Origin of the sequence: Spirillospora sp. NPDC046719, from assembly GCF_040645715.1 — a bacterium.
GTDB lineage: Bacteria > Actinomycetota > Actinomycetes > Streptosporangiales > Streptosporangiaceae > Spirillospora.
The window spans coordinates 1-21,344 of sequence record NZ_JBEYYT010000146.1; the positions used below are offsets into that span (position 1 = coordinate 1).

The window sequence follows — 21,344 nt, forward strand, 5'->3', positions numbered from 1 at the left end:
AGGCGGCACGGCCGCGGGAGGCGGTGTGGACGCGGATGGAGGCGTGGACGCGGATGGAGGCGTGGACGCGGATGGAGGCGTGGACGCGGGAGGCGGTGTGGCGCGGGAGCGCGACCCGCGCGCCGTCGCGGCGGCGCTGCTGACCGGCGTGTCCATCGCCGCCTACACGCTCCTGGACGGCGTCGGGGTGCGGCACGCGGGCGGATCGCTGTCGTACACGTCGTGGATGTTCGGCATCCAGGCGCCGGTGACGGTCGCGCTCGTGCTGGCCATCCGGGGCCGCGCGACGATCACCCGGCTGGACCGGGCCGCCGCGCTGCGCGGCCTGGCGGGCGGCCTCATCTCGATGGCGGCGTACGGGATCGTGCTGTGGGCGCAGACGCGCGGGACGCTGGCGTCCGTGGCGGCGCTGCGCGAGACCGGGGTGATCTCGGGCGCGGTCATCGGCGCGGTGTTCTTCGCCGAGCGGCTCGGGCCGCGCCGGATCGCGGCGGCCTGCGTGGTCGCGGCGGGCGTGGTCCTCATCACCGCCCACTAGGCGGGCCCGGGGCCGTCCGCCGCACCGGACGGGCGGGCGGGTCTCGCGGCGCGTGCCGGCTCCTGGCAGGGTAGAAGGGATCTTGCAGGGACGCGTGGAGGGGAGGGCCGGTGAACGGTGCGCTGGGCCTCCTCGCGGTGCTGGTGCTGACCGCCGCGACCGGCTACTTCGTCGCGCAGGAGTTCGCGTTCGTCACCGCGGACCGCCCCCTGCTGGACCAGCGGGCGGCGGAGGGCGACCGCGCGGCGCAGCGCGCCGTCCGGGTGATGGAGCGGCTGTCGTTCATGCTGTCGGGCGCGCAGCTCGGCATCACCGTGACCGCGCTGGTGGTGGGCTTCATCGCCAAGCCGGCGCTGGCCGACCTGATCTCGCCGGTGCTGTCCGCGGCGGGGGTGCCGCGCGGCGCGTCCGGCGGCATCGCGGTCGCGCTCGGGTTCGTGCTGGCGACGGTGCTGCAGATGGTGCTGGGCGAGCTGTTCCCGAAGAACCTGGCGCTGGCGCGGGCGGAGGCGATGGCGCGGTGGCTGGCCGGGTCCACGCTGGTGTACCTGACGGTGGCGGCGCCCGTGATCCGGCTGTTCGACGCGGCGGCGAACCGGCTGGTGCGGGCCGTCGGGATCGAGCCGGTCGAGGAGCTGCACCACGGCGCGACGCTGGAGGAGCTCGGGCACATCATCGGCGAGTCGGGCGAGCAGTTCCAGGAGGCGCACGCCGACCTGCTGGAGCGGGCGCTGGTGTTCTCCGAGCGGGACGCCGAGGAGGTCATGGTGCCGCGGGTGGACGTGGTGACGGTCCCCGCGTCGGCCCGCGCGTCGGAGCTGAGCGAGGTCATCACCGCGAGCGGGCACTCCCGCTACCCGGTCGTCGGGGAGCGGGTCGACGACGTGGTCGGCATCGTCGGGCTGGACGAGCTGATCCTGCTCGGCCCGGAGGAGTCGGAGCGGACGCCGGTGGGCGCGATCGCCCGGCCGCCGCTGCTGCTGCCGTCGTCGCTGCCGCTGCCGGACGTGGTGGCGCGGCTGCGCGCCGCCGACGCGCCGGTGGCGTGCGTGGTCGACGAGTACGGCGGCTTCGCGGGGCTGATCACCTGGGAGGACGTCGCGGAGGAGCTGGTCGGGGAGATCGCCGACGAGCACGACCCGGACGAGGACCTGGCGATCCGGCGCGGCGAGTGGTGGACGACCGACGCGGGGCTGCGGGTGGACGAGGTGGCGCACGAGACCGGGATCGCGCTGCCGGAGGGCGACTACGAGACCGTCGCGGGCCTGCTGCTGCGGCGGCTCGGCCGGGTGGCGCGGCCCGGCGACGTGGTGCGGGTGGAGCTGGAGCAGTCCCGGCTGGACGAGCCGCCGCGCACCGCGGTGGTGGAGGTGCTGACGGTGCACCGGCACGTCCCGGAGCTGATCCGGATCCGGACGGTCGTCACGGCGCCCGGCGGGCGGGACGGCGGGGAGCGGTGAACCTGACCCTGGGCGTCCCGGTGACGCTGGCGCTGCTGGCCGGCAACGGGTTCTTCGTCGCGACGGAGTTCGCGCTGGTGGCGGCGAAGCGGCCGCGGCTGGAGCGGGCCGCCGCGCGCGGGAGCCGGGCCGCGGGGGCGGCGGTGGCGGGGATCGGCGAGCTGTCGCTGACGCTCGCGGGCGCGCAGCTCGGCATCACGATGTGCTCGCTGGGGCTGGGCCTGGTGTCCGAGCCGGTGTTCACCGAGGCGCTGGCGCCGCTGTTCCACGCCGCGGGCCTGTCGGGCGGTGTGGCGCACGCGATCGGGTTCGTGATCGCGCTCGGCGTGGTGACGTTCCTGCACATGGTCGTCGGGGAGATGGCGCCGAAGTCGTTCTCGATCGCGGGGCCGGAGCGGTCGGCGACGGTGCTGGCGCCGCCGTTCCGGGCGTTCACGACGGTCGTCCGGCCGGTGCTGGCGGCGCTGAACGGCGCGACGAACCTGCTGCTGCGCGCGGCGGGCGTGCATCCGGGCGAGACGCGGGAGGTGTCGCGGACGCCGGAGCAGCTGCGCAGCATCGCCGAGGACTCGCGGCGGCTCGGGCTGATCGGGCAGCGCGACCTGACCCTGCTGACCGCCGCGCTGGACGCGCCGCGCGCGCCGCTGTCGGGGCTGGTGGTGCCGGTCTCGGAGATCGTGTCGGTGCCGCCGGAGGCGTCGCCGCAGGAGATCGTCGACACCGCGGCGCGCACCGGCCGGGTCCGGATGATGCTGAGCGGCTCCGGCCGGGGGCAGGCGCGGATGGTGCACGTCCGCGACGCCTACCTGGCGCGGGCGCGCGGCCGGGACACCACGGCCGGGGAGCTGGCGCATCCGGTGCCGGCGATGCCGGTGAGCACGCCGGTCGGCGAGGCGGTCGCGACGCTGCGGGCGCGGCACAGCCAGCTCGGCCTGGCGGTCGGCCCGGACGGGCGGGTGGCGGGGCTGGTCAGCCTGGACGACCTGCTCACCACGCTGCTGGAACTCTCCTGACACGGATCGCGCGTCAACATCGGTTGACAGTGCCCAGGATGTCAACCTACATTGACAGGCATGAGCGATGGAGTGACGCTCGCCCAGGAGGCGAGCAGCAGGGACCCGGCGGTCGGCCTGCGGGCCGTCCGCGCGCTGCGCGAGCTGGCCGAGCGGCTGGAGGCGCTGCAGGTGGCCAGCGCCCGGGAGCAGGGCTGGTCCTGGCAGGACATCGCGGTCTGCCTCGGCGTGAGCCGGCAGGCCGTCCACAAGAAGCACGGCGGCGGGCGCCGCCTCCTCAAGAAGGAGCAGTAGGAGATGTTCGAGCGCTTCACCGAGGACGCGCGGCGGGTCGTCGTCCTCGCCCAGGAGGACGCCCGCATGCTGAACCACCACCACATCGGCACCGAACACCTGCTCCTCGCGTTCTGCGCCCACGACAACGCCCTGAGCGGGACGCTGCGGGCGCACGGGCTGGAGCCGTCCGGCCTGCGGGCCCGGGTCGCCCGCCACGGCGACGACCCGCTCGACCCGGATGCCCTGCGCACCCTCGGCATCGACCTGGACGCCGTCCGGGAGGCGACGGAGGAGGTCTTCGGCGAGGGCGCCCTCGACGCCCCGCCCGGGCGCAAGCGCCCGACCGGCCACATCCCGTTCACGCCACAGGCCAAGAAGGCCCTGGAGCTGAGCCTGCGGCACGCGGTGCGGCTCAAGCAGAAGCAGATCCGCAGCGGGCACGTCCTGCTCGGCGTCCTGCACGACGACGACTTCCTGGCGGTGCGGCTCGCGGCCGAGGCGGGCGTCGACGTCCGGGGACTGCGCGCCGACATCACCCGGCTTCTCACCGCCGAGGCGGCCTGACCACCGCGCCGACCGCCGGGCCGACCACCGCGCCGACCACCGTGCGCACCGCCAGGCCGATACCGCGCCCGTCCGCGCGCGAGCGATGATGTGATTTCGTGGGGACATGCCCGCTTTCCTGGACGCCCTCCGCGCCGCCCTCCCCGCCGCCCGGCTCGTCACCGACCCGAACGTGGTCGCCTCCTACGCGCACGACGAGGCGGAGTGGGCACCGCACGGGACGCCCGCCGCGCTCGTCCGCGCCGGGTCCACCGAGGACGTCCGGGCCGTGGTGGCGGCGTGCGCCGAGCACGGCGTCCCGGTCGTCCCGCGCGGCGCCGGCACGGGGCTGTCCGGCGGCGCGAACGCCCTGGACGGGTGCGTGCTGCTGTCGCTGGAGGCGATGAACGAGATCGTCGAGATCGACGCCGCCGAGCGGCTCGCGGTCGTCCAGCCCGGGGTCGTCAACGACGCGCTGCGGCTCGCCGCCGCCGAGCGGGGCCTGTGGTACCCGCCGGACCCGGCCAGCTCGCCGTGGTCCACGATCGGCGGCAACGTGGCGACCAACGCCGGCGGCGTCTGCTGCGTCAAGTACGGCGTGACCCGCGACTACGTGCTGGCCGTGCAGGCCGTGGTCGGGCGCGGCGAGGTGGTGCGGCTGGGCCGCCGCACCGCCAAGGGCGTCGCCGGGTACGACCTGTGCGGGCTGATGGTCGGCTCGGAGGGCACGCTCGGCGTGATCACCGAGATCACCGTGCGGCTGCGCGGCGCCCGCGCCCCCGAGCACACCGTCGTCGGGTACTTCGACACCCTGCGGGAGGCGGGCGAGGCGGTCAGCCGCGTCACCGCCGCCGGGATCGTGCCGAGCGCGCTGGAACTGGTCGACCGGCACTGCCTGGAGGCGGTCGACGCGTGGCGGAACATGGGGCTGTCCGCCGACGCGAACGTCCTGCTCCTCGGCCGCACCGACCTTCCCGGGGAGGCGGGCGAGGCGGAGGCCGACGCGATGGCCGCCCTGTTCAAGGAGGCCGGCGCGACCTGGAGCGCCCGCTCGTCCGACGAGGCGGAGGCCGAGGCGCTGTTCGCCGCGCGGCGGCTCGCCTACCCGGCGCTGGAGCGGCTCGGCCCCGTCCTCACCGAGGACGTCTGCGTCCCGCGCGCGCTCGTCCCGGAGATGCTGGCCCGCATCGAGGCCGCCGCGTCCGACACCGGCACCCACATCGCCAACATCGCGCACGCCGGCGACGGCAACCTGCACCCGCTGATCATCGCGCCGGCGGGCGACGACGACGCGCGGGTGCGGGCCCAGCGGGCGTTCGACCGGATCGTGGCGGACGCCCTCGACCTCGGCGGCACCGTCACCGGCGAGCACGGCGTCGGCCTGCTCAAGCGGCGCGGCCTGCACGCCGAGCTGGAGCCGGCCGTGATCGCCATGCACCGCGCCGTCAAGGACGCGCTGGACCCGGCGGGCGTCTTCAACCCGGGCAAGGTGTTCGGGACGCCCTGAGCCGGGCGCGGCGCGGGGAGGACGGCGCTCCCCGGCGGGTTCAGCCGCGCGCCGCCTCCCAGCCCTGGACCAGCTCGGCGGTCGCGTCGCCGACCAGCCCGACGGTCAGCCGCCCGTCCTCGCCCTGCTCGATCTGGACCCCGACCGGCCGCAGGTCGGGGACGCGGCCGCTGTAGAACCCGGCGCGCTCCTCCATCCGCTCGTACTCCCCCGGACGCCACCAGTAGAGCTGCGGGCTGATCGGCCGCTCCCCGTTCCCGGCGAGCCGGGCCGCCACCTCCTGCATCGTCTTGAGCGCCAGGACGAGGTGCTGGTCGTCCCCGATCTCGTGCACCGCGACGTACTCCGGCAGCGGGAAGGCGACGAGGGCGCCGAACGGCAGCGGCCCCGGGAAGTGGCGGCGCAGCACGTGCGCGTGGGCGCCGATGTAGCGGTGCTGCTCGCCGATGTGCGCGATCTTCACGCCGTCGACGTCGGTGGCCTGCACGTAGTGCGGTTCGGCCTCGATGGAACGGGCCAGCGCGGCGCCGAACGCCTCGTGCTCGGGCACGTCGCCGAGGTCGGCCCGGTTCAGCGGGACGATCGAGTCGGGCAGGTCGGCGACGACCGTCTCCAGCAGCCCGGGGGCGAGCGGCCGGGTCACCAGCGCGGCCCGCATCCGCTCGTCGAGCGCGCTCTCCGGGTAGAGGCGGACGCGCAGGCTCCCCTCCTCCAGCATGCGCCGCGCGCCTCCGCCGGCGGGCGCGGCGGCGGGCCCGCGCTCGAACGCCTGGACGGCCCGGTCGGCGTACTGCGCGGCGAGCCCGGGCAGGTCGGCGCGCGAGTTGCGGCCGGCGTAGGCCCGCCACTCGGAGATGTCCGCGCGCGCTTGGGAGCCGTCCTTGAACGTGATGGCGACCGTGTTCGGGTCGGGCAGCGAGCATGGGTATCCGCGCCGTGCGAAGGCGTCGATGAGGGCGGCGGCGATGGCGTCGTTCGGGTTCATGGTCATGTACGACCCGTCCCGGGCCGCCGGGGTTCCCGTGATCTCGATCATTTCGCGTAGTAGCGGGTGAGGGCGGCGACGCAGGCTGCCTGCCGGGCCGGGTCGCCGGGGAACCTGCGGCGGCACTCCGGGCCGATCCACGACGGCGCGCCCGGGCGCGCGGTGCGCGGTTTGGACGGCACGTGCGGGCGCGGCGCGGGCCGGGGGCGAGGTTGTGGGCGCGGGGACCTGTGCGGTGGGTGCGCGGAGGACGGGCGGGCGTGCACCGGACCCGCCTGCGCGTGCCCGTCCCCCGACGACCCGCGCGGCGCCGCCGTCCCCGACGGTCCGCCTCCTGGCCGCGCCCCTGGCGGGTCGTCCTGCGTGTTCACCGGGCCGCCGGGCACGGGAGCGGGCACCTCCGGCGCGACTCCCGATCCGGCTCCAGGCAGCGTCGCCGACGGGCCGGGCGGCGATGCCGGTGCGGCCGACGCGGGCGCGGACGGACTCACCGCGTCCGGCCGGAGGCTTCTCGCCGGGGGCTCGCGCCTCGTCCCGTAGCCGATCACGCCGACGATGCCGGCCGCCAGGACGAGGGCGAGCGCGGCGGCCGGGAACGGCGAGCGACCGCGAGAGACCAAGGCGGCGCGGGCGCCGAACAGGCGGGAGCGGAGAGGCGGGCGGGGCGTGGCGCGGGTGTATCCGGCCGGGGGGAGATCGCGGGATTCGGGCACGGTCCGATCGTCACGGTCCGCGCACGGCCGCACACGGAGAATGCCGGAGACCGTTGCCCGCTCGATACAGTCACGGACCCCGCGGCCCCCGGCAGGCGGGTTCACCGCCCGGCGAGCAGCTCCACCACCGGCGCGAACTCCTCGGCGAACGCCGACGAGACCGACACATACGACACGCCCAGTTCGTCGCGCCGTCTGGCGAGCGTCCCGGCCATCTCGCGGGGCGTCCCCGCCAGCATCGCGACGGACCCCGCGGCCGCCATCGCCGCGCCGTCCACGCCCAGCCGAGGGGCGAGCCATCCGGGCACCTCGCCGCCGACGACGTGGACCTGCGTGCAGAGCTCCAGGTCGTCGAACCGCTCCCCCGCCGCGTCCCGGACGATGCCGACGAGCGGCGCCAGCTCCTTGTCGCCGGCCAGCGGCGACACCCCGAACGCGACCGTGCCCGCCCGCCGCGCGGCGAGCTCCAGCATCCGCCGCCGGGACGCGGCGACGAGCACCCGCGGCGGGCGGCCCGTCCCGGCGAACATCCCGGCGGGCGGGCTCGCCACCGCGTCCATGACCGCCTCGACCCGGCGGATGCGCTCGGCGGCCGGACCGTACGGCACCCCGAACAGCTCCGCGTCGGCCTCGCCGCCGGGCCGTCCCGCGCCGATCCCCAGCTCGAAGCGGTCGCCGGTCGCGAAGGCCAGCGAGGCGGCCTGCCAGGCGACCATGGCGGCGGGGCGGGTCGCCGCGGAGAGCACGAACGTGCCGACGCGCAGCGAGGTGGTCGTGCCCGCGGCGGCGGCGAGGGAGGCCACCGGGTCCGCCGTGCCGGTCGTGTCGGGGGTGAGCAGCGTCGCGTATCCGAGGTCCTCGGCGCGGCGGGCGAGCGCGGCCCATGCGGCGCCGTCGCGCGCCCCTCCCGCCATCAGCCCGAACCGGAACCGTCGATCTCCCATGGCCTCCGCCTTCCCGCTCGCGTCCGCCTCTCCATTTGAGTGAGCACTCACTCATTTGTCAAGCCCCGAAAGGCGCGTGAGGCGGGTCCGGGTCGGGCGAGGCCCAGGTCAGGTCAGGTCAGGTCAGGTCAGCGGGACGGTGGTGAAGCGGCGCAGCGACAGCGCCGGGTTCTTCTTCCGCACGGCCGCGACCCGCTCGGGCGACACGTCGGCGGACGCCGTGCCGGTCGTCTCCCCCAGCGCCGCGACGACGACGCCCATCGGGTCGACGATCATGCTGTTGCCCGCGCCGGTCGGGGCGCACTGGTCGGCGGCCGCCACGTAGATCGTGTTCTCGATCGCGCGGGCCCGCACGAGCGTGCGCCAGTGGTCCTCCTTGAGCGGCCCCGGCACCCACTCGGCGGGCAGCGCGAGCACGTCCGCGCCCGCGTCCACGATCCGCCGCGTCACCTCGGGGAACCGGACGTCGTAGCAGGTCTGCATGCCGAACCGCACGCCGTCCACGGTGAACGTCTCCGGGTCGCCGATCGGGCCGGGCCGGACGACCTCCGACTCCTTGTAGCCGAACGCGTCGTACAGGTGCGTCTTGCGGTAGGTCGCGGCGACGGCGCCGTCCGGGCCGATCGCGAGGAGGGTGTTGGAGATCCGGCCGGGGTCGTCGAGCCGCTCGTTCACGCCCGCCACCACGTGCAGGCCGTGCCGGCGCGCCAGCTCACCGAGCCCGGCCGCGAACGGGCCGTCCAGCGGCTCGGCCGTGTCGAGGAAGCGCCGGTCCAGCTTCGGCGCGGTGAACATCGCGAACTCCGGGAACACGACGACCCGCGCGCCGCGCGCCGCCGCCTCCGCGGCGAGCTTGCCGATCGACGCCAGGTTGGCGTCCTTGTCCTCACCCGGCGCGAACTGCGCGACCGCTACCTGCACCATCACTCGGCCCTCCCGTCCCGTCCGGCCGGTTGCCCGCCCGGTCGATCACATGCGGTCCACGGCGGTGACCCGGACGACCGCCGCGCCCTCCTGGTCGGAGCCCGCCAGGTCGACCTCGGCGGAGATGCCCCAGTCGTGGTCGCCCGCCGGGTCGTCGAACACCTGCCGGACCCGCCACAGCGCGTCCTCCGGCACCTCCTCGATCCGCAGCAGCTTCGGCCCGCGCGCGTCCGGGCCGGTGAGCAGCTCGTCGTGGTCGTCGAAGTAGCCGTCCATCGCCTCCCGCCAGGCGTCCTCGCCGAAGTCGGGGTCCATCTCGCCGAGCTCCCGGTACCGCTCCAGCGCCGCCAGCTCCACCCGGCGGAACATCGCGTTGCGGACCAGCACCCGGAACGCCCGCGCGTTCGCGGTCACCTTCGTGACCCGGTCCTCGATCGGCTCGTCCACGTCCTCGTCGGCCGGGTTGGCGAGCTGCTCCCACTCGTCCAGGAGGCTGGAGTCCACCTGCCGCACCAGCTCGCCGAGCCACTCGATCAGGTCGATGAGGTCGTCGGTCTTGATCGACTCGGGGACGGTCTGCTGCAGCGCCTTGTACGCGCCCGACAGGTACCGCAGCACCAGCCCCTCGGCCCTGGCCAGCTCGTAGTACCCGATGTACTCGGTGAACGTCATCGCCCGCTCGTACATGTCCCGCACGACCGACTTCGGCCGCAGCGGATGGTCGCCGACCCACGGGTGCCCGGCCCGGTAGATCTCGTACGCGGCGTCGAGCTCCTCCTCCAGCGGCTTCGGGTGGTCGACGTCCTGGAGCAGCTCCATCCGCTCCTCGTACTCGATCCCCTCCGCCTTCATCTCCTGGACGGCCTCGCCGCGCGCCTTGTTGACCTGCGCGGCGAGGATCTGCCGCGGGTCGTCCAGCGTCGCCTCGATCACCGACAGCACGTCCAGCGCGTACGACGGCGACGCCGGGTCCAGCACCTCGAACGCGGCCAGCGCGAACGTCGACAGCGGCTGGTTGAGCGCGAAGTCCTCCTGCAGGTCCACGGTGATCCGCGCGTACCGGCCGAGGTCGTCGGGCTCCGGCAGCACCTCCACCACCCCGCCGGCCAGCAGCGACCGGTAGATCGCGATGGCCCGGGAGATGTGCCGGCGCTGCGCCGACGGCTCCTCGTGGTTGTCGGTCAGCAGCCGCTTCATCGCCTGGAACGCGTTGCCCGGACGGGCGATCACCGACAGCAGCATCGCGTGCGACACCTGGAACCGGGACCGGAGCATCTCCGGCTCGGCGTCCTGGAGCTTCTTGAAGACCTCCTCGTCCCAGCCGACGAACCCCTCCGGCGGCTTCTTGCGCTGCACCTTCCGCCGCTTCTTCGGGTCGTCGCCCGCCTTGGCGAGGGCCTTCTCGTTCTCCACCACGTGCTCGGGCGCCTGCGCGACGACGAACCCGACGGTGTCGAACCCGGCGCGCCCGGCCCGCCCGGCGATCTGGTGGAACTCCCGCGCCCGCAGCCGCCGCACCCGGTGCCCGTCGTACTTGCTCAGCGCGGTGAACACCACCGTCCTGATCGGGACGTTCACCCCGACGCCCAGCGTGTCCGTCCCGCAGATGACCTTCAGCAGCCCCGCCTGCGCGAGCCGCTCCACCAGCCGCCGGTACTTCGGCAGCATCCCGGCGTGGTGCACCCCGATCCCGTGCCGGACGAACCGGGACAGGTTCCGCCCGAACTTCGTGGTGAACCTGAACCCGCCGATCAGCTCGGCGATCCGCGCCTTCTCCGCCTTCGTGCACACGTTGATGCTCATCAGCGACTGCGCCCGCTCGATCGCGGCCGCCTGCGTGAAGTGCACCAGGTAGATCGGCGCCTTCTGCTCGGCGAGCAGCTCCTCGATCGTCTCGTGCAGCGGCGTCACCCGGTAGTCGTAGATCAGCGGGACGGGCCGCTCCGCCGACGTCACCAGCGCGGTCGGCCGGCCCGTGCGGCGCGTCAGGTCCTTCTGGAAGAACGACACGTCGCCGAGCGTCGCCGACATCAGCAGGAACTGGGTCTGCGGCAGCTCCAGCAGCGGGATCTGCCACGCCCAGCCCCGCTCCGGCTCGGCGTAGAAGTGGAACTCGTCCATCACGACCACGCCGATGTCGGCGTCGGCGCCGTCCCGCAGCGCGATGTTCGCCAGCACCTCGGCGGTGCAGCACACGATCGGCGCGTCCGCGTTCACGCTGGCGTCGCCGGTCATCATCCCGACGTTCTCGCGGCCGAACATCTCGCACAGGTCGAAGAACTTCTCCGACACCAGCGCCTTGATCGGCGCCGTGTAGAACCCGACCTGGTCCTTGCCGAGCGCCGCGAACAGCGCCCCGGCCGCCACCAGGCTCTTGCCGGACCCGGTCGGCGTCGAGAGGATCACGTTCGCGCCTGAGACGACCTCGATGAGCGCCTCCTCCTGCGCGGGGTACAGCGTGATCCCGCGCCCGGACACCCATCGCTCGAACGCCTCGAACAGCGAATCGGGATCGGCGTCGGTACCGGAAGGAAGCTCATCGATCAGACTCACTCCTCCATCCTGCCCCGGATCGCCCACTGCTCGCGTCACCCGCCGCCGCGCGGCCCGTCCGAGCGGTGAGGATGGGCGGCCCGAAAGGGCGGCCCGGCGTCAGACGAGCGTGTGACCGTACTCGGCCGCCAGGGGCTCCAGATCGGGCTCGCCGTAGAGCTCGCGCATCGCCTTGAACGCCGCGACCTTGTCGCCGCCGAACCGCCGCACGTGCACGGCGTAGGACGAGGCGTTGACGAACGCGGGCGGGTCGGTCTTGCTGTGGAACTTGTCCGCGTACATGACGAGCCGCTCCTCGCCCGTCTCGGCCAGGTAGTCGGCGCGGGGCAGGGGCAGGTTCTGACGCTCGACGTCGTCCCTGGTCAGCCCCATCCCGGTGTGGTGCGAGCAGAACCGGCAGAGCGCCTCGGGGAGCCCCTCCTCCGCGAGCACCTCGTGCCCGAGCACCCCGTGCCGGATGTACTGCTTGTGGTCGAGCTCCCCGGTGACGCCGTACAGCCGGTACACGCCGACGTCGTGCAGCAGGCACCCGGCCCGCACGAGCTCCTTGTCGACGTCCAGGCCGCCGGCGTCCATCAGCTGCTCGGCGATCCGGCACACGATCACGCAGTGCGTCCAGACCAGCTCGAAGGCCCCGCGGCCCGGCGCCAGCCGCTCGTGCAACGCCCGAATCTCGCCGTCCTCCGGTATCCGCACGCGCCCGACCCTATCCGGGCTTCCGGCGGCCGGTTAGGGAGCGGACGTTCGGTTAGAACGTGCTGGACGAAACAGCGAGACGAGGAGACGGAGCCATGGCGAAGAAGAAGTACGACCCCGCCGACCGGGGCCCCGGCGCCAGCTCGGGGCACGAGGAGCTGCCGCACGAGCGGATCGTGCCCGGGAACGGGAGCGCCGCGGAGGGCTACGAGTCCAGGGAGGGCAACGGGACCCGGGACGGCAACCCCATCGCGGGCGTGGAGCGGGAGGACGGCGACGCGTGACCGGCCCGGGACCGGGCCCGTCCGGCGCCCGCCGCTGATCGCCGGACGCCGGCCGGGCCCGATGCGCCTCGGGGCGGCCGTCAGGACGTCGGAAGGGGGCGCCCCTGCTCCCCGGCGAGAGCGCCGGTCAGGACGTGACCTCGGTGCGGTCGCCGCCCCAGAGGGTGTGGAAGGAGCCGTCGCGGTCGACACGGCGGTAGGTGTGCGCGCCGAAGAAGTCGCGCTGGCCCTGCGTGAGCGCGGCGGGCAGCCGGTCGGCGCGCAGCGAGTCGTAGTAGGCGAGCGCGGTGGCGAACCCCGGCGCGGGGACGCCGATGCGGGCGGCGGTGGCGACGACGTCGCGCCAGGCGTCCTGGGCGTCGCCGAGGGCCTCGGCGAAGTGGTCGTCGGTGAGCAGCGTCGGCGTGGACGGGTCGGCCTCGTACGCGGCGCGGATCCGGTCGAGGAACCGGGCCCGGATGATGCAGCCGCCGCGCCAGATCGTGGCCATCGCGCCGGAGTCGATGTCCCAGCCGTACTCGGCGCTGCCCGCCTGGATCTCGTGGAAGCCCTGCGCGTAGGCGACGATCTTGGACGCGTACAGCGCCTTCTCGACCTTGTCCGCGAAGCCGGCGTCGCCGACGGTGCCGCGCGCCGGGCCCGGCAGGTTCCGGGACGCCTCGCGCAGGTCCGCGTGGCCCGAGACGGACCGGGCGAACACGGCCTCGGCGATGCCGCCGACGGGGACGCCGAGGTCCAGGGCCGTCTGGACGGTCCAGCGGCCGGTGCCCTTCTGCTCGGCCTGGTCCAGCACCACGTCCACGAACGGCTTCCCGGTCGCGGCGTCGGTGTGCGCGAGCACCTCGGCGGTGATCTCGATCAGGTAGGACTCCAGCCGGCCGGTGTTCCAGGTGCGGAACACCTCGGCGATCTCCGCGGGCGCGAGGCCCGCGGCGTGCCGCAGCAGGTCGTAGGACTCCGCGATCAGCTGCATGTCGGAGTACTCGATGCCGTTGTGCACCATTTTCACGAAATGCCCGGCGCCGTCCGGGCCGACGTGGGTGCAGCAGGGCGTCCCGTCGACCTTCGCGGCGATGTCCTCCAGCAGCGGGCCCAGCGCCTCGTAGGACTCGGCGGAGCCGCCCGGCATGATGCTCGGGCCGTGCAGCGCCCCCTCCTCGCCGCCGGAGATGCCGGTGCCGACGAAGTGGATCCCGCGCTCGCGCAGCGCGGCCTCGCGGCGGCGGGTGTCGGCGAAGTGCGCGTTGCCCCCGTCCACGATCATGTCGCCGGGCTCCAGCAGCGGCGCGAACTCGTCGATCACCGCGTCGGTCGGCGCGCCCGCCTTCACCATGATCACCAGGCGGCGGGGCCGCTCCAGCGACGCGACGAACTGCTCGGCGGTCTCGGCGGGCAGGAAGGTCCCCTCGCCGCCGAACTCCTCCACCAGCGCCTTCGTGCGGGCCGCGGTGCGGTTGTGCACGGCGACGGGATGACCGTGCCGGGCGAGGTTGCGGGCCAGGTTGCGGCCCATCACCGCGAGCCCGGTGACGCCTATACGCGCCGTTTCCATTGGTTCTCTCCTCTTCGTGTGCCACCCTGGCCAAGGGGTTGTACGCCGATCATGATCCCCCCGTTCGAACGCCGGCCCCGCATGTCCTGTTCCGGCACGGGAACGGGAACGGACGTTGAGAGCGATTCCGATCGTGTCATCCAGGGGGTGCGGATGCTGGGACTGCCGGACGCGGCGGCGGCGTGTCTGTTCGATCTCGACGGGGTGCTTACCCGCACCGCGGCCGTGCACGCGGCGGCGTGGAAGGAGATGTTCGACGGCTACCTGCGCGAACGCGCGGACCGGACCGGTGAGCCGTTCGTCCCCTTCGACCCGGTCAAGGACTACGGGACGTACGTCGACGGCAAGAAGCGCGAGGACGGGACGCGCTCGTTCCTGGAGTCGCGCGGCATCACGCTGCCCGAGGGCGACCCGGACGACCCGCCGGAGAACGCCACCGTGCGCGGCCTCGGGAACCGCAAGAACGCCCTGGTCCTGGAACTGATCCGGACCAAGGGCGTGGAGACCTTCGACGGGTCGATCGACTTCGTCCGCGCGGCCCGCGAGGCCGGGCTGCGGACGGCGGTGGTGTCCTCCAGCGCCAACACCGTGCAGGTGCTGCGCTCGGTCGGGATCACCGACCTGTTCGACGCCCGGGTGGACGGCGTCGTCGCGGCGCGGCGGAACCTGCCCGGCAAGCCCGCGCCCGACATGTTCCTCGCGGGGGCGAAGGAGCTGGACGTGCCCGCGAGCCGGGCCGTGGTGTTCGAGGACGCGCTCGCCGGCGTGGAGGCCGGCCGGGCGGGCGGGTTCGCGTACGTGGTGGGCGTCAACCGGGTCGACGGCGACCACGCGAAGGAGCTCGCCGCGCACGGCGCCGACGTGGTGGTGAACGACCTGTCCGAGCTGCTGGAGGACAAGTGACGGACCCGGAGGGACAGACCAGCGTCGACCGGCCCGTGTTCACCGTGGAGCCCTGGTGCGTCCGCGAACCGGAGCTGCGGCTGGACCGGCTGGCGCAGAGCGAGTCGGTGTTCGCGCTGTCGAACGGCCATCTCGGCCTGCGCGGCAACCTCGACGAGGGGGAGCCGCACGGCCTGCCGGGCACCTACCTCAACTCCTTCTACGAGCAGCGGCCGCTACCGCAGGCGGAGACCGCCTACGGCTACCCCGAGTCGGGGCAGACGGTCATCAACGTCACCAACGGCAAGGTGATCCGGCTGCTGGTGGACGACGAGCCGCTGGACGTGCGGTACGGGCGCGTCCACCACCACGAGCGCGTCCTGGACATGCAGGCCGGGACGCTGACACGGCACGTGGAGTGGACGTCGCCCGCCGACCAGCGCATCCGGGTGACCTCCACGCGGCTGGTGTCGCTGACGCAGCGCGCGGTCGCGGCGATCTGCTACGACGTGGAGCCGGTCCACCAGTCCATGCGGGTCGTCGCGCAGTCGGAGCTGGTCGCCAACGAGGCGCTGCCGGACGGCGACAAGGACCCGCGCGCGTCGGCGATCCTCGACCATCCGCTGATCAGCGAGGAGCACGTCGCCAACGGCACGAAGGTGCTCCTGCTGCACCGGACGCGGCAGAGCGGGCTGCGGATGGCGGCGGGCATGTCGCACCACATCGAGGGCCCCGAGTCGATGGCGATCGAGACGGAGAGCTCGCCGGACGTGGGCCGGCTGACGGTCGCGACGCGGCTGGAGCCGGGGCAGCGGCTGCGGATCATCAAGTACCTGGCGTACGGGTGGTCGAGCCAGCGGTCCCGGCCGGCGCTGCACGACCAGGTGGTCGGGGCGCTGGCGGGCGCGCGGCAGACCGGCTGGGAGGGGCTGCTGGCCGAGCAGCGGCACTTCCTGGACGACTTCTGGTGCGGCGCGGACGTGGAGGTCGACGGCGACGCCGAGATCCAGCAGGCGGTCCGGTTCGGGCTGTTCCACACCCTGCAGGCCGGCGCGCGCGCGGAACGGCGCATGATCCCGGCGAAGGGCCTGACGGGCCCGGGCTACGACGGGCACACGTTCTGGGACACCGAGACGTTCGTGATGCCGGTGCTGACCTACACCGCGCCGGACGCCGCCGCCGACGCGCTCGCCTGGCGGCACATGACGCTGCCGCTGGCGTGCGAGCGGGCCGCCCAGCTCGGGCTGACCGGCGCCGCGTTCCCGTGGCGGACGATCCGCGGCCACGAGTGCTCCGGCTACTGGCCCGCCGGGACCGCGGCGTTCCACATCAACGCCGACATCGCCGACGCCGTCGTCCGGTACGTGGACGCCACCCAGGACGAGCGGTTCGAGCGGGAGATCGGGCTGGAGATCCTGGTCCAGACGGCGCGGCTGTGGCGCAGCCTCGGCCACCACGACGTCGGCGGGGTGTTCCGCATCGACGGCGTCACCGGCCCGGACGAGTACAGCGCGGTCGTGGACAACAACGTCTACACCAACCTCATGGCCCGCCGGAACCTGCTGGAGGCGGCGGAGACGGCGATGCGCCATCCCGACATGTGCGACCGGCTCGGCGTGGACGCCGAGGAGGCCGCGTCGTGGCGGGACGCGGCGTCGGCGATGGTGATCCCCTACGACGAGCGGCTGGGCGTCCACCCGCAGAGCGAGAACTTCACCAACCACGCGCGCTGGGACTTCGCGGCGACCAAGCCGGACCACTACCCGCTGCTGCTGAACTACCCCTACTTCGACCTGTACCGCAAGCAGGTCGTGAAGCAGGCGGACCTGGTCCTGGCTCTGCACCTGTGCGGGGAGGAGTTCACCGACGAGCAGAAGGCCCGGAACTTCGAGTACTACGAGAGCCTGACGGTGCGCGACTCGTCGCTGTCGGCGCAGACGCAGGCGGTCGTGGCGGCCGAGGTCGGGCACCTGGAGCTGGCGCACGACTATCTCGGCGAGACCTCGCTGATGGACCTGCACGACCTGAACCGCAACACCCGCGACGGGCTGCACGTGGCGTCGATGGCGGGCGCGTGGAGCGGGCTCGTCGCCGGGTTCGGCGGGATGCGGGCGAGCGGCGGGCGGCTGCGGTTCGCGCCGCGGCTGCCGGGCGGCATCAGCCGGCTGGCGTTCCGGATGCGGTACCGGGGCAGCCGGGTGCGGGTCGAGGTGACCGGGGAGTCGGCCATGTACGAGCTGCTGGACGGCCCGGCCATCACGCTGTGGCACCACGGCGAGGAGTTCGAGCTCGCGGACGAGCCGGTCGAGCTGCCGATCGAGCAGGTCCCGACCCGTCCGGCGCCGACCCAGCCGACCGGGCGGGAGCCGGCGCCGCGCCGCATCGACCCGCACAGCAGGGAGCCGCGGCCCGGCATCACCTGACCCGGTGCGCCGCCGGCCGCTTCCGGCCCCGGCCCGGCCTCCGGCGCGCGCCGGGCCGCGCTGGAGGTCAGGAGCGGGCGGCGCAGGACACCGGGTCGCAGTCGTCCTCGGACGCGGCGCCCTCGCCGTCGCCGTCCGGGGCCTGCCGGGGCGCGGGGCGGGCGGCGTCGACCAGCAGGCGGCGCGGGCCGGGCCCCTCGTCGCCGAGCCGGTCGTAGGGGTTGGCGAGCGCGCACTTGTTGATCGACAGGCAGCCGCAGCCGATGCACTCGGTGAGGTCGTCGCGGAGCCTCTCCAGCTGCCGGATCCGGGCGTCGAGGTCGGCGCGCCACAGGTCGGACAGCCGCGCCCAGTCCGCGACGGTCGGCGTGCGCTCCTCGGGGAGCGTGGCCAGCGCGTCCCTGATGTCGGCGAGCGGGATGCCGACCCGCTGCGAGACCTTGATGAACGAGACGCGGCGCAGCGTGTCGCGGGTGAAGCGGCGCTGGTTGCCGGCGGTCCGGCGGCTGCGGATCAGGCCCTTGGCCTCGTAGAAGTGCAGCGCCGAGACGGCCACGCCGCTGCGCTCGGCGAGCTGCCCGACGGTCAGTTCGTGCTTGCGGTGCTCCAGGCGCGTCATGCCGCGCATCCTATGCGACCTCAACCGGACTTGAGGTTACCTCGCGGTCAACACCGGGGCGCGCCCGCCGCACCCGCCGGAGAGGTCAGTGCCGCCCCGCGAGCCGCTCCAGGTGCCCCTCGATGCGCTCCAGCCGCGCCCGCAGGTCGGCGACGTCGCCCGCGGTAGCGGACTGCTCGGCGTCCCGCAGCCGGACCACGACCGCGCCGCCCGGTTCGAGGGTGACCAGCCGGGTGTCGGCGACGTCGTCGCCGCCCTGCTCCTGGATCGCCTCGTCGACGTCGCCGGGCCGCAGCCCGAGGCGCAGCAGCGTCCGCCGCCGGTACGCCCCGTCCTCCGCCAGGACGCTCGCGCGGCCGTGCACCAGGCCGGACAGCCACGGCAGGAACAGCGCCGCCCGCACCAGCGCCGCGTTCAGCGCCAGCAGCACCACGGCGCCGAGCACTCCCCCGGTCAGCGAGTCGTCGGGGCCGATGACCGCGTTCTGCACGACGTTCGACAGCAGCAGCATGACCACGAAGTCGAAGCCGTTGAGCTGCGCCAGCTCCCGCTTCCCGGCCATCCGCAGCAGGACGACGACCACCAGGAAGACCGCCGCCGACCGGATCACCTTGTCGGCCACCGGGACGCCCATCCCGAACAGGTCATGCCACATGTTCCGCTCCGATCCCCAAAAGGCTCGCGCCCGCTCGCTGAAGGATCTCAGCGAGCGGGCGCGGACGGGCGGACGGGCCCGCCCCGCACGGCCGGCGAAACGGGCCGTGGCGGGACGAGCGGGGCCGGATCAGGCCTCCAGGCGGCGCACCAGGTCGTGGTACTCGTCCCAGAGCGCCTTCGGCATGTGGTCACCGAACTTCTCGAAGAACTCGGGCACGAGGGCGGCCTCCTGCTTCCACACCTCGGTGTCGACCGACAGCAGCGTCTCCAGGTCGGCGTCGTCGATCACCAGGCCGTCGGTGTCCAGCGACTCCTTGGTCGGCAGCTGCCCGATCGGGGACTTGGCCGCGTCGGCCTTGCCGTTCAGCCGCTCGACGATCCACTTCAGCACCCGGCTGTTCTCGCCGAAGCCGGGCCAGATGAATTTGCCGTCGGCGTTCTTGCGGAACCAGTTGACGTAGTAGATCCGCGGGAGCTTCTCGGCGTCGGTGGCCTTGCCGATCTCCAGCCAGTGGCCGAAGTAGTCGCCCATGTTGTAGCCGCAGAACGGCAGCATGGCGAACGGGTCGCGGCGCAGCTCCCCGACCGTGCCCTCGGCCGCGGCGGTCTTCTCGGACGCGATGTTCGCGCCGAGGAACACGCCCTGCTGCCAGTCGAAGGACTCGGTGACCAGCGGCACCGCGGACGCGCGGCGGCCGCCGAACAGGATCGCCGAGATCGGCACGCCCTTCGGGTCCTCCCACTCGTCCGCCGCGATCGGGCACTGCCCGGCCGGGGTGGTGAAGCGGGCGTTCGGGTGCGCGGCGGGCGTCCCGGACGCGGGCGTCCAGTCGTTGCCCTTCCAGTCGGTCAGGTGCGCGGGCGGCTCGTCGGTGAGGCCCTCCCACCACACGTCGCCGTCGTCGGTGAGCGCCACGTTGGTGAAGATGCTGTTGCCCCACAGCGTCTTCACCGCGTTGGCGTTGGTGCTCTCGCCGGTGCCGGGCGCGACGCCGAAGAAGCCGGCCTCGGGGTTGATGGCGTAGAGGCGGCCGTCGTCGCCGAACCGCATCCAGGCGATGTCGTCGCCGATCGTCTCGACCTTCCAGCCCGGGATGGTCGGCTCGAGCATGGCGAGGTTGGTCTTGCCGCACGCCGACGGGAACGCGGCGGCGACGTAACGGGTCTCGCCCTCCGGCGGGGTGAGCTTGAGGACGAGCATGTGCTCGGCCATCCAGCCCTCGTCGCGCGCCATCGTCGAGGCGATGCGCAGCGCGTAGCACTTCTTGCCCAGCAGGGCGTTGCCGCCGTAGCCGGACCCGAAGGACCAGATCTCCCGGGTCTCGGGGAAGTGGGTGATGTACTTGGTGGAGTTGCACGGCCACTTGACGTCGGCCTGCCCCGGCTCCAGCGGCGCGCCCACCGAGTGGACGGCCTTGACGTAGGTGCCGCGCTCCTCGATCAGCCGCAGGGCGCCCGTGCCCATCCGCGTCATGATCCGCATCGAGACCGCGACGTAGGCGGAGTCGGTGATCTCCACCCCGAGCTGGGAGATGGTGCCGCCCAGCGGGCCCATGCAGAAGGGCACCACGTACATGGTGCGGCCCTTCATGCAGCCGTCGAAGAGCCCGTCGAGGGTCTGCCTCATCTCGGCCGGCGCGACCCAGTTGTTGGTCGGCCCGGCGTCCTCCTCCTTCTCGGAGCAGATGAACGTCCGGTCCTCGACCCGGGCGACGTCGGTCGGGTCGGAGGCGGCGTGGAAGCTGTTGGGCCGTTTGGCCGGGTCGAGACGCGTGAGGGTGCCCTGCTCGACGAGGAGGCCGGTCAGACGCGCCCACTCCTCGTCCGAGCCGTCACACCACTCGACGCGGTCGGGCTTGGTCAGCTCGGCGATCCCGCGTACCCACTCCACTAGTTCGGTGTGGCCGGTAGGGGCCTGGTCGAGGCCGGGGACCTGGTTGGACACGGGCAACTCCTTCAGCTGTTCGCAGGATGTTTGCATGATGAACAAGAGCCGACGTTTTTGCCATTTGGTCTGGACCAATCCCGTCGCCTTCTGGGCCTTCCCGTGCAGTTTTGTGATTGATATCACTGGAGCACGGGCGCCGACGGCGGCGCGCCGCCGCCCCCGGCTTCGACCCGCCTAAGCTGGGTAAACGTGGGTTTCGGTGGCCTTCACGGCCGCCCAAATCGTGCTGCCCTCGGACAAATCGAGTTCCGCGACCGATGCGGGAGTGATGTCCGCGACGGCGTCGAAAGGCGGCCCGGACAACCGCACCCGCACCCGGTCTCCATGGCGTTCGACCGCCGCGACACGCGCGCGCCAGAGGTTGCGCGGGCTGCCGTCGGGGCGAGTACGGTACAGCGCGACCGACGATGGCGTGAAGGCCAGGAAGACCTCACCCTGGAGCGAGTCGACTGTGTCCAGCGTGTACTCGCTCCCGGTGTCCCCGATGACTACGGTGCCCCCTTCGGCCTTCCCCCGGTACAGGTTCAGCCCGACGAGCCGGGCGACGTAGTCGGTGCGCGGCCGCCGGGCGACCTCCGCGGGCGTGCCCTCCTGGACCAGCCGGCCGCCCTCCACCACGACGATCCGGTCCGCCAGCACCATCGCGTCCAGCGGGTCGTGGGTGACGAGCACCGCGGCGCCCGCGAACCCGGCCAGGTGCCGGCGCAGCGCGGCGCGGATCTCCAGCCGGGTGTGCGCGTCGAGCGCGGCGAGCGGCTCGTCCAGCAGCAGCAGGCCCGGCTCGACGGCCAGCGCGCGTGCCAGCGCGACCCGCTGCGCCTGCCCGC

At 73.6% G+C, this 21,344-nt stretch carries 20 protein-coding genes; 9 read left to right on the top strand and 11 right to left on the bottom strand.

The window, feature by feature from the left end; translation table 11 throughout:
* Positions 1 to 97 precede the first annotated feature (97 nt).
* The 6 genes from ABZ914_RS24170 (at position 98) to ABZ914_RS24195 (ending at position 5,337) form a co-directional block, all read left to right on the top strand.
* Positions 98 to 538 (top strand): EamA family transporter, encoded by a 441-nt coding sequence (locus tag ABZ914_RS24170; RefSeq protein ID WP_500195854.1) that lies wholly within the window; start codon positions 98 to 100, stop codon positions 536 to 538.
* 110 nt (positions 539 to 648) lie between these two features.
* Positions 649 to 1,998, top strand: a complete 1,350-nt coding sequence (locus tag ABZ914_RS24175; RefSeq protein WP_500195856.1) for a hemolysin family protein — start codon at positions 649 to 651, stop codon at positions 1,996 to 1,998.
* Complete coding sequence (locus ABZ914_RS24180; RefSeq protein ID WP_500195858.1) at positions 1,995 to 3,011, top strand: CNNM domain-containing protein; 1,017 nt, start codon at positions 1,995 to 1,997, stop codon at positions 3,009 to 3,011. Before ABZ914_RS24175 ends, ABZ914_RS24180 begins: the two co-directional genes overlap by 4 nt.
* 60 nt (positions 3,012 to 3,071) lie before the next feature.
* Positions 3,072 to 3,305 carry a helix-turn-helix domain-containing protein gene (locus ABZ914_RS24185; RefSeq protein ID WP_173100187.1) on the top strand — a complete coding sequence of 78 codons (234 nt, stop codon included), beginning with the start codon at positions 3,072 to 3,074 and terminating at the stop codon, positions 3,303 to 3,305.
* Positions 3,306 to 3,308: 3 nt separating this feature from the next.
* The gene (locus ABZ914_RS24190; RefSeq protein WP_500195859.1) at positions 3,309 to 3,851 is read left to right on the top strand and encodes a Clp protease N-terminal domain-containing protein; all 543 of its coding nucleotides are present in this window, start codon (positions 3,309 to 3,311) and stop codon (positions 3,849 to 3,851) included.
* 106 nt (positions 3,852 to 3,957) lie between these two features.
* Complete coding sequence (locus ABZ914_RS24195) at positions 3,958 to 5,337, top strand: FAD-binding oxidoreductase (protein ID WP_500195861.1); 1,380 nt, start codon at positions 3,958 to 3,960, stop codon at positions 5,335 to 5,337.
* Positions 5,338 to 5,377: 40 nt separating this feature from the next.
* On the opposite strand, the gene ABZ914_RS24200 is transcribed toward ABZ914_RS24195, so the two are convergent.
* From ABZ914_RS24200 to ABZ914_RS24225, 6 genes are all read right to left on the bottom strand, one after another.
* Positions 5,378 to 6,373: a hypothetical protein gene (locus ABZ914_RS24200; RefSeq protein WP_500195863.1), complete on the bottom strand. Its 996-nt coding sequence runs from the start codon at positions 6,371 to 6,373 to the stop codon at positions 5,378 to 5,380.
* Complete coding sequence (locus ABZ914_RS24205) at positions 6,370 to 7,035, bottom strand: hypothetical protein (RefSeq protein WP_500195865.1); 666 nt, start codon at positions 7,033 to 7,035, stop codon at positions 6,370 to 6,372. Before ABZ914_RS24205 ends, ABZ914_RS24200 begins: the two co-directional genes overlap by 4 nt.
* Positions 7,036 to 7,136: 101 nt before the next feature.
* Positions 7,137 to 7,979 carry an LLM class flavin-dependent oxidoreductase gene (locus ABZ914_RS24210; protein WP_500195866.1) on the bottom strand — a complete coding sequence of 281 codons (843 nt, stop codon included), beginning with the start codon at positions 7,977 to 7,979 and terminating at the stop codon, positions 7,137 to 7,139.
* Positions 7,980 to 8,102: 123 nt separating this feature from the next.
* Complete coding sequence (locus ABZ914_RS24215; RefSeq protein WP_500195868.1) at positions 8,103 to 8,903, bottom strand: carbon-nitrogen hydrolase family protein; 801 nt, start codon at positions 8,901 to 8,903, stop codon at positions 8,103 to 8,105.
* 45 nt (positions 8,904 to 8,948) lie between these two features.
* Complete coding sequence (locus ABZ914_RS24220; protein ID WP_387019373.1) at positions 8,949 to 11,456, bottom strand: DEAD/DEAH box helicase; 2,508 nt, start codon at positions 11,454 to 11,456, stop codon at positions 8,949 to 8,951.
* Positions 11,457 to 11,555: 99 nt separating this feature from the next.
* The gene (locus ABZ914_RS24225) at positions 11,556 to 12,152 is read right to left on the bottom strand and encodes an HD domain-containing protein (RefSeq protein ID WP_500195870.1); all 597 of its coding nucleotides are present in this window, start codon (positions 12,150 to 12,152) and stop codon (positions 11,556 to 11,558) included.
* A gap of 95 nt (positions 12,153 to 12,247) precedes the next feature.
* Between ABZ914_RS24225 and ABZ914_RS24230 the strand changes: the two genes are divergently transcribed.
* Entirely contained in the window at positions 12,248 to 12,436 is a 189-nt protein-coding gene (locus tag ABZ914_RS24230; RefSeq protein ID WP_500195872.1) for a hypothetical protein, read from the top strand.
* Between the two features lie 127 nt (positions 12,437 to 12,563).
* On the opposite strand, the gene gnd is transcribed toward ABZ914_RS24230, so the two are convergent.
* Positions 12,564 to 13,988, bottom strand: a complete 1,425-nt coding sequence (gene gnd / locus ABZ914_RS24235) for an NADP-dependent phosphogluconate dehydrogenase (RefSeq protein ID WP_500195874.1) — start codon at positions 13,986 to 13,988, stop codon at positions 12,564 to 12,566.
* Between the two features lie 153 nt (positions 13,989 to 14,141).
* Between gnd and ABZ914_RS24240 the strand changes: the two genes are divergently transcribed.
* Positions 14,142 to 14,891: an HAD family hydrolase gene (locus ABZ914_RS24240; RefSeq protein ID WP_190867924.1), complete on the top strand. Its 750-nt coding sequence runs from the start codon at positions 14,142 to 14,144 to the stop codon at positions 14,889 to 14,891.
* Entirely contained in the window at positions 14,888 to 17,293 is a 2,406-nt protein-coding gene (locus ABZ914_RS24245; RefSeq protein WP_500195876.1) for a glycoside hydrolase family 65 protein, read from the top strand. Before ABZ914_RS24240 ends, ABZ914_RS24245 begins: the two co-directional genes overlap by 4 nt.
* Before the next feature lie 67 nt (positions 17,294 to 17,360).
* On the opposite strand, the gene soxR is transcribed toward ABZ914_RS24245, so the two are convergent.
* The 4 genes from soxR to ABZ914_RS24265 form a co-directional block, all read right to left on the bottom strand.
* Positions 17,361 to 17,912, bottom strand: coding sequence for a redox-sensitive transcriptional activator SoxR (gene soxR / locus ABZ914_RS24250; protein WP_190867873.1), 552 nt, complete (start codon positions 17,910 to 17,912; stop codon positions 17,361 to 17,363).
* Between the two features lie 85 nt (positions 17,913 to 17,997).
* Positions 17,998 to 18,567, bottom strand: coding sequence for a DUF421 domain-containing protein (locus ABZ914_RS24255; protein ID WP_500195878.1), 570 nt, complete (start codon positions 18,565 to 18,567; stop codon positions 17,998 to 18,000).
* A 129-nt stretch (positions 18,568 to 18,696) separates the two neighbouring features.
* The gene (locus ABZ914_RS24260) at positions 18,697 to 20,514 is read right to left on the bottom strand and encodes a phosphoenolpyruvate carboxykinase (GTP) (protein ID WP_500195880.1); all 1,818 of its coding nucleotides are present in this window, start codon (positions 20,512 to 20,514) and stop codon (positions 18,697 to 18,699) included.
* A gap of 177 nt (positions 20,515 to 20,691) precedes the next feature.
* Positions 20,692 to 21,344, bottom strand: a 653-nt coding sequence (locus tag ABZ914_RS24265) for a TOBE domain-containing protein (RefSeq protein ID WP_500195881.1), incomplete at its 5' end; no start/stop codon positions are given.

Excerpts from the sequence above, each read along its gene's own strand:
- ABZ914_RS24215 (WP_500195868.1), bottom strand. The coding sequence starts at position 8,903 with ATGGTGCAGGTAGCGGTCGCGCAGTTCGCGCCGGGTGAGGACAAGGAC.
- ABZ914_RS24185 (WP_173100187.1), top strand. The coding sequence starts at position 3,072 with ATGAGCGATGGAGTGACGCTCGCCCAGGAGGCGAGCAGCAGGGACCCG.
- ABZ914_RS24195 (WP_500195861.1), top strand. The coding sequence starts at position 3,958 with ATGCCCGCTTTCCTGGACGCCCTCCGCGCCGCCCTCCCCGCCGCCCGG.
- ABZ914_RS24190 (WP_500195859.1), top strand. The coding sequence starts at position 3,309 with ATGTTCGAGCGCTTCACCGAGGACGCGCGGCGGGTCGTCGTCCTCGCC.
- ABZ914_RS24255 (WP_500195878.1), bottom strand. The coding sequence starts at position 18,567 with ATGTGGCATGACCTGTTCGGGATGGGCGTCCCGGTGGCCGACAAGGTG.
- ABZ914_RS24210 (WP_500195866.1), bottom strand. The coding sequence starts at position 7,979 with ATGGGAGATCGACGGTTCCGGTTCGGGCTGATGGCGGGAGGGGCGCGC.
- ABZ914_RS24230 (WP_500195872.1), top strand. The coding sequence starts at position 12,248 with ATGGCGAAGAAGAAGTACGACCCCGCCGACCGGGGCCCCGGCGCCAGC.
- gnd (WP_500195874.1), bottom strand. The coding sequence starts at position 13,988 with ATGGAAACGGCGCGTATAGGCGTCACCGGGCTCGCGGTGATGGGCCGC.
- soxR (WP_190867873.1), bottom strand. The coding sequence starts at position 17,912 with ATGACGCGCCTGGAGCACCGCAAGCACGAACTGACCGTCGGGCAGCTC.
- ABZ914_RS24200 (WP_500195863.1), bottom strand. The coding sequence starts at position 6,373 with ATGATCGAGATCACGGGAACCCCGGCGGCCCGGGACGGGTCGTACATG.
- ABZ914_RS24240 (WP_190867924.1), top strand. The coding sequence starts at position 14,142 with ATGCTGGGACTGCCGGACGCGGCGGCGGCGTGTCTGTTCGATCTCGAC.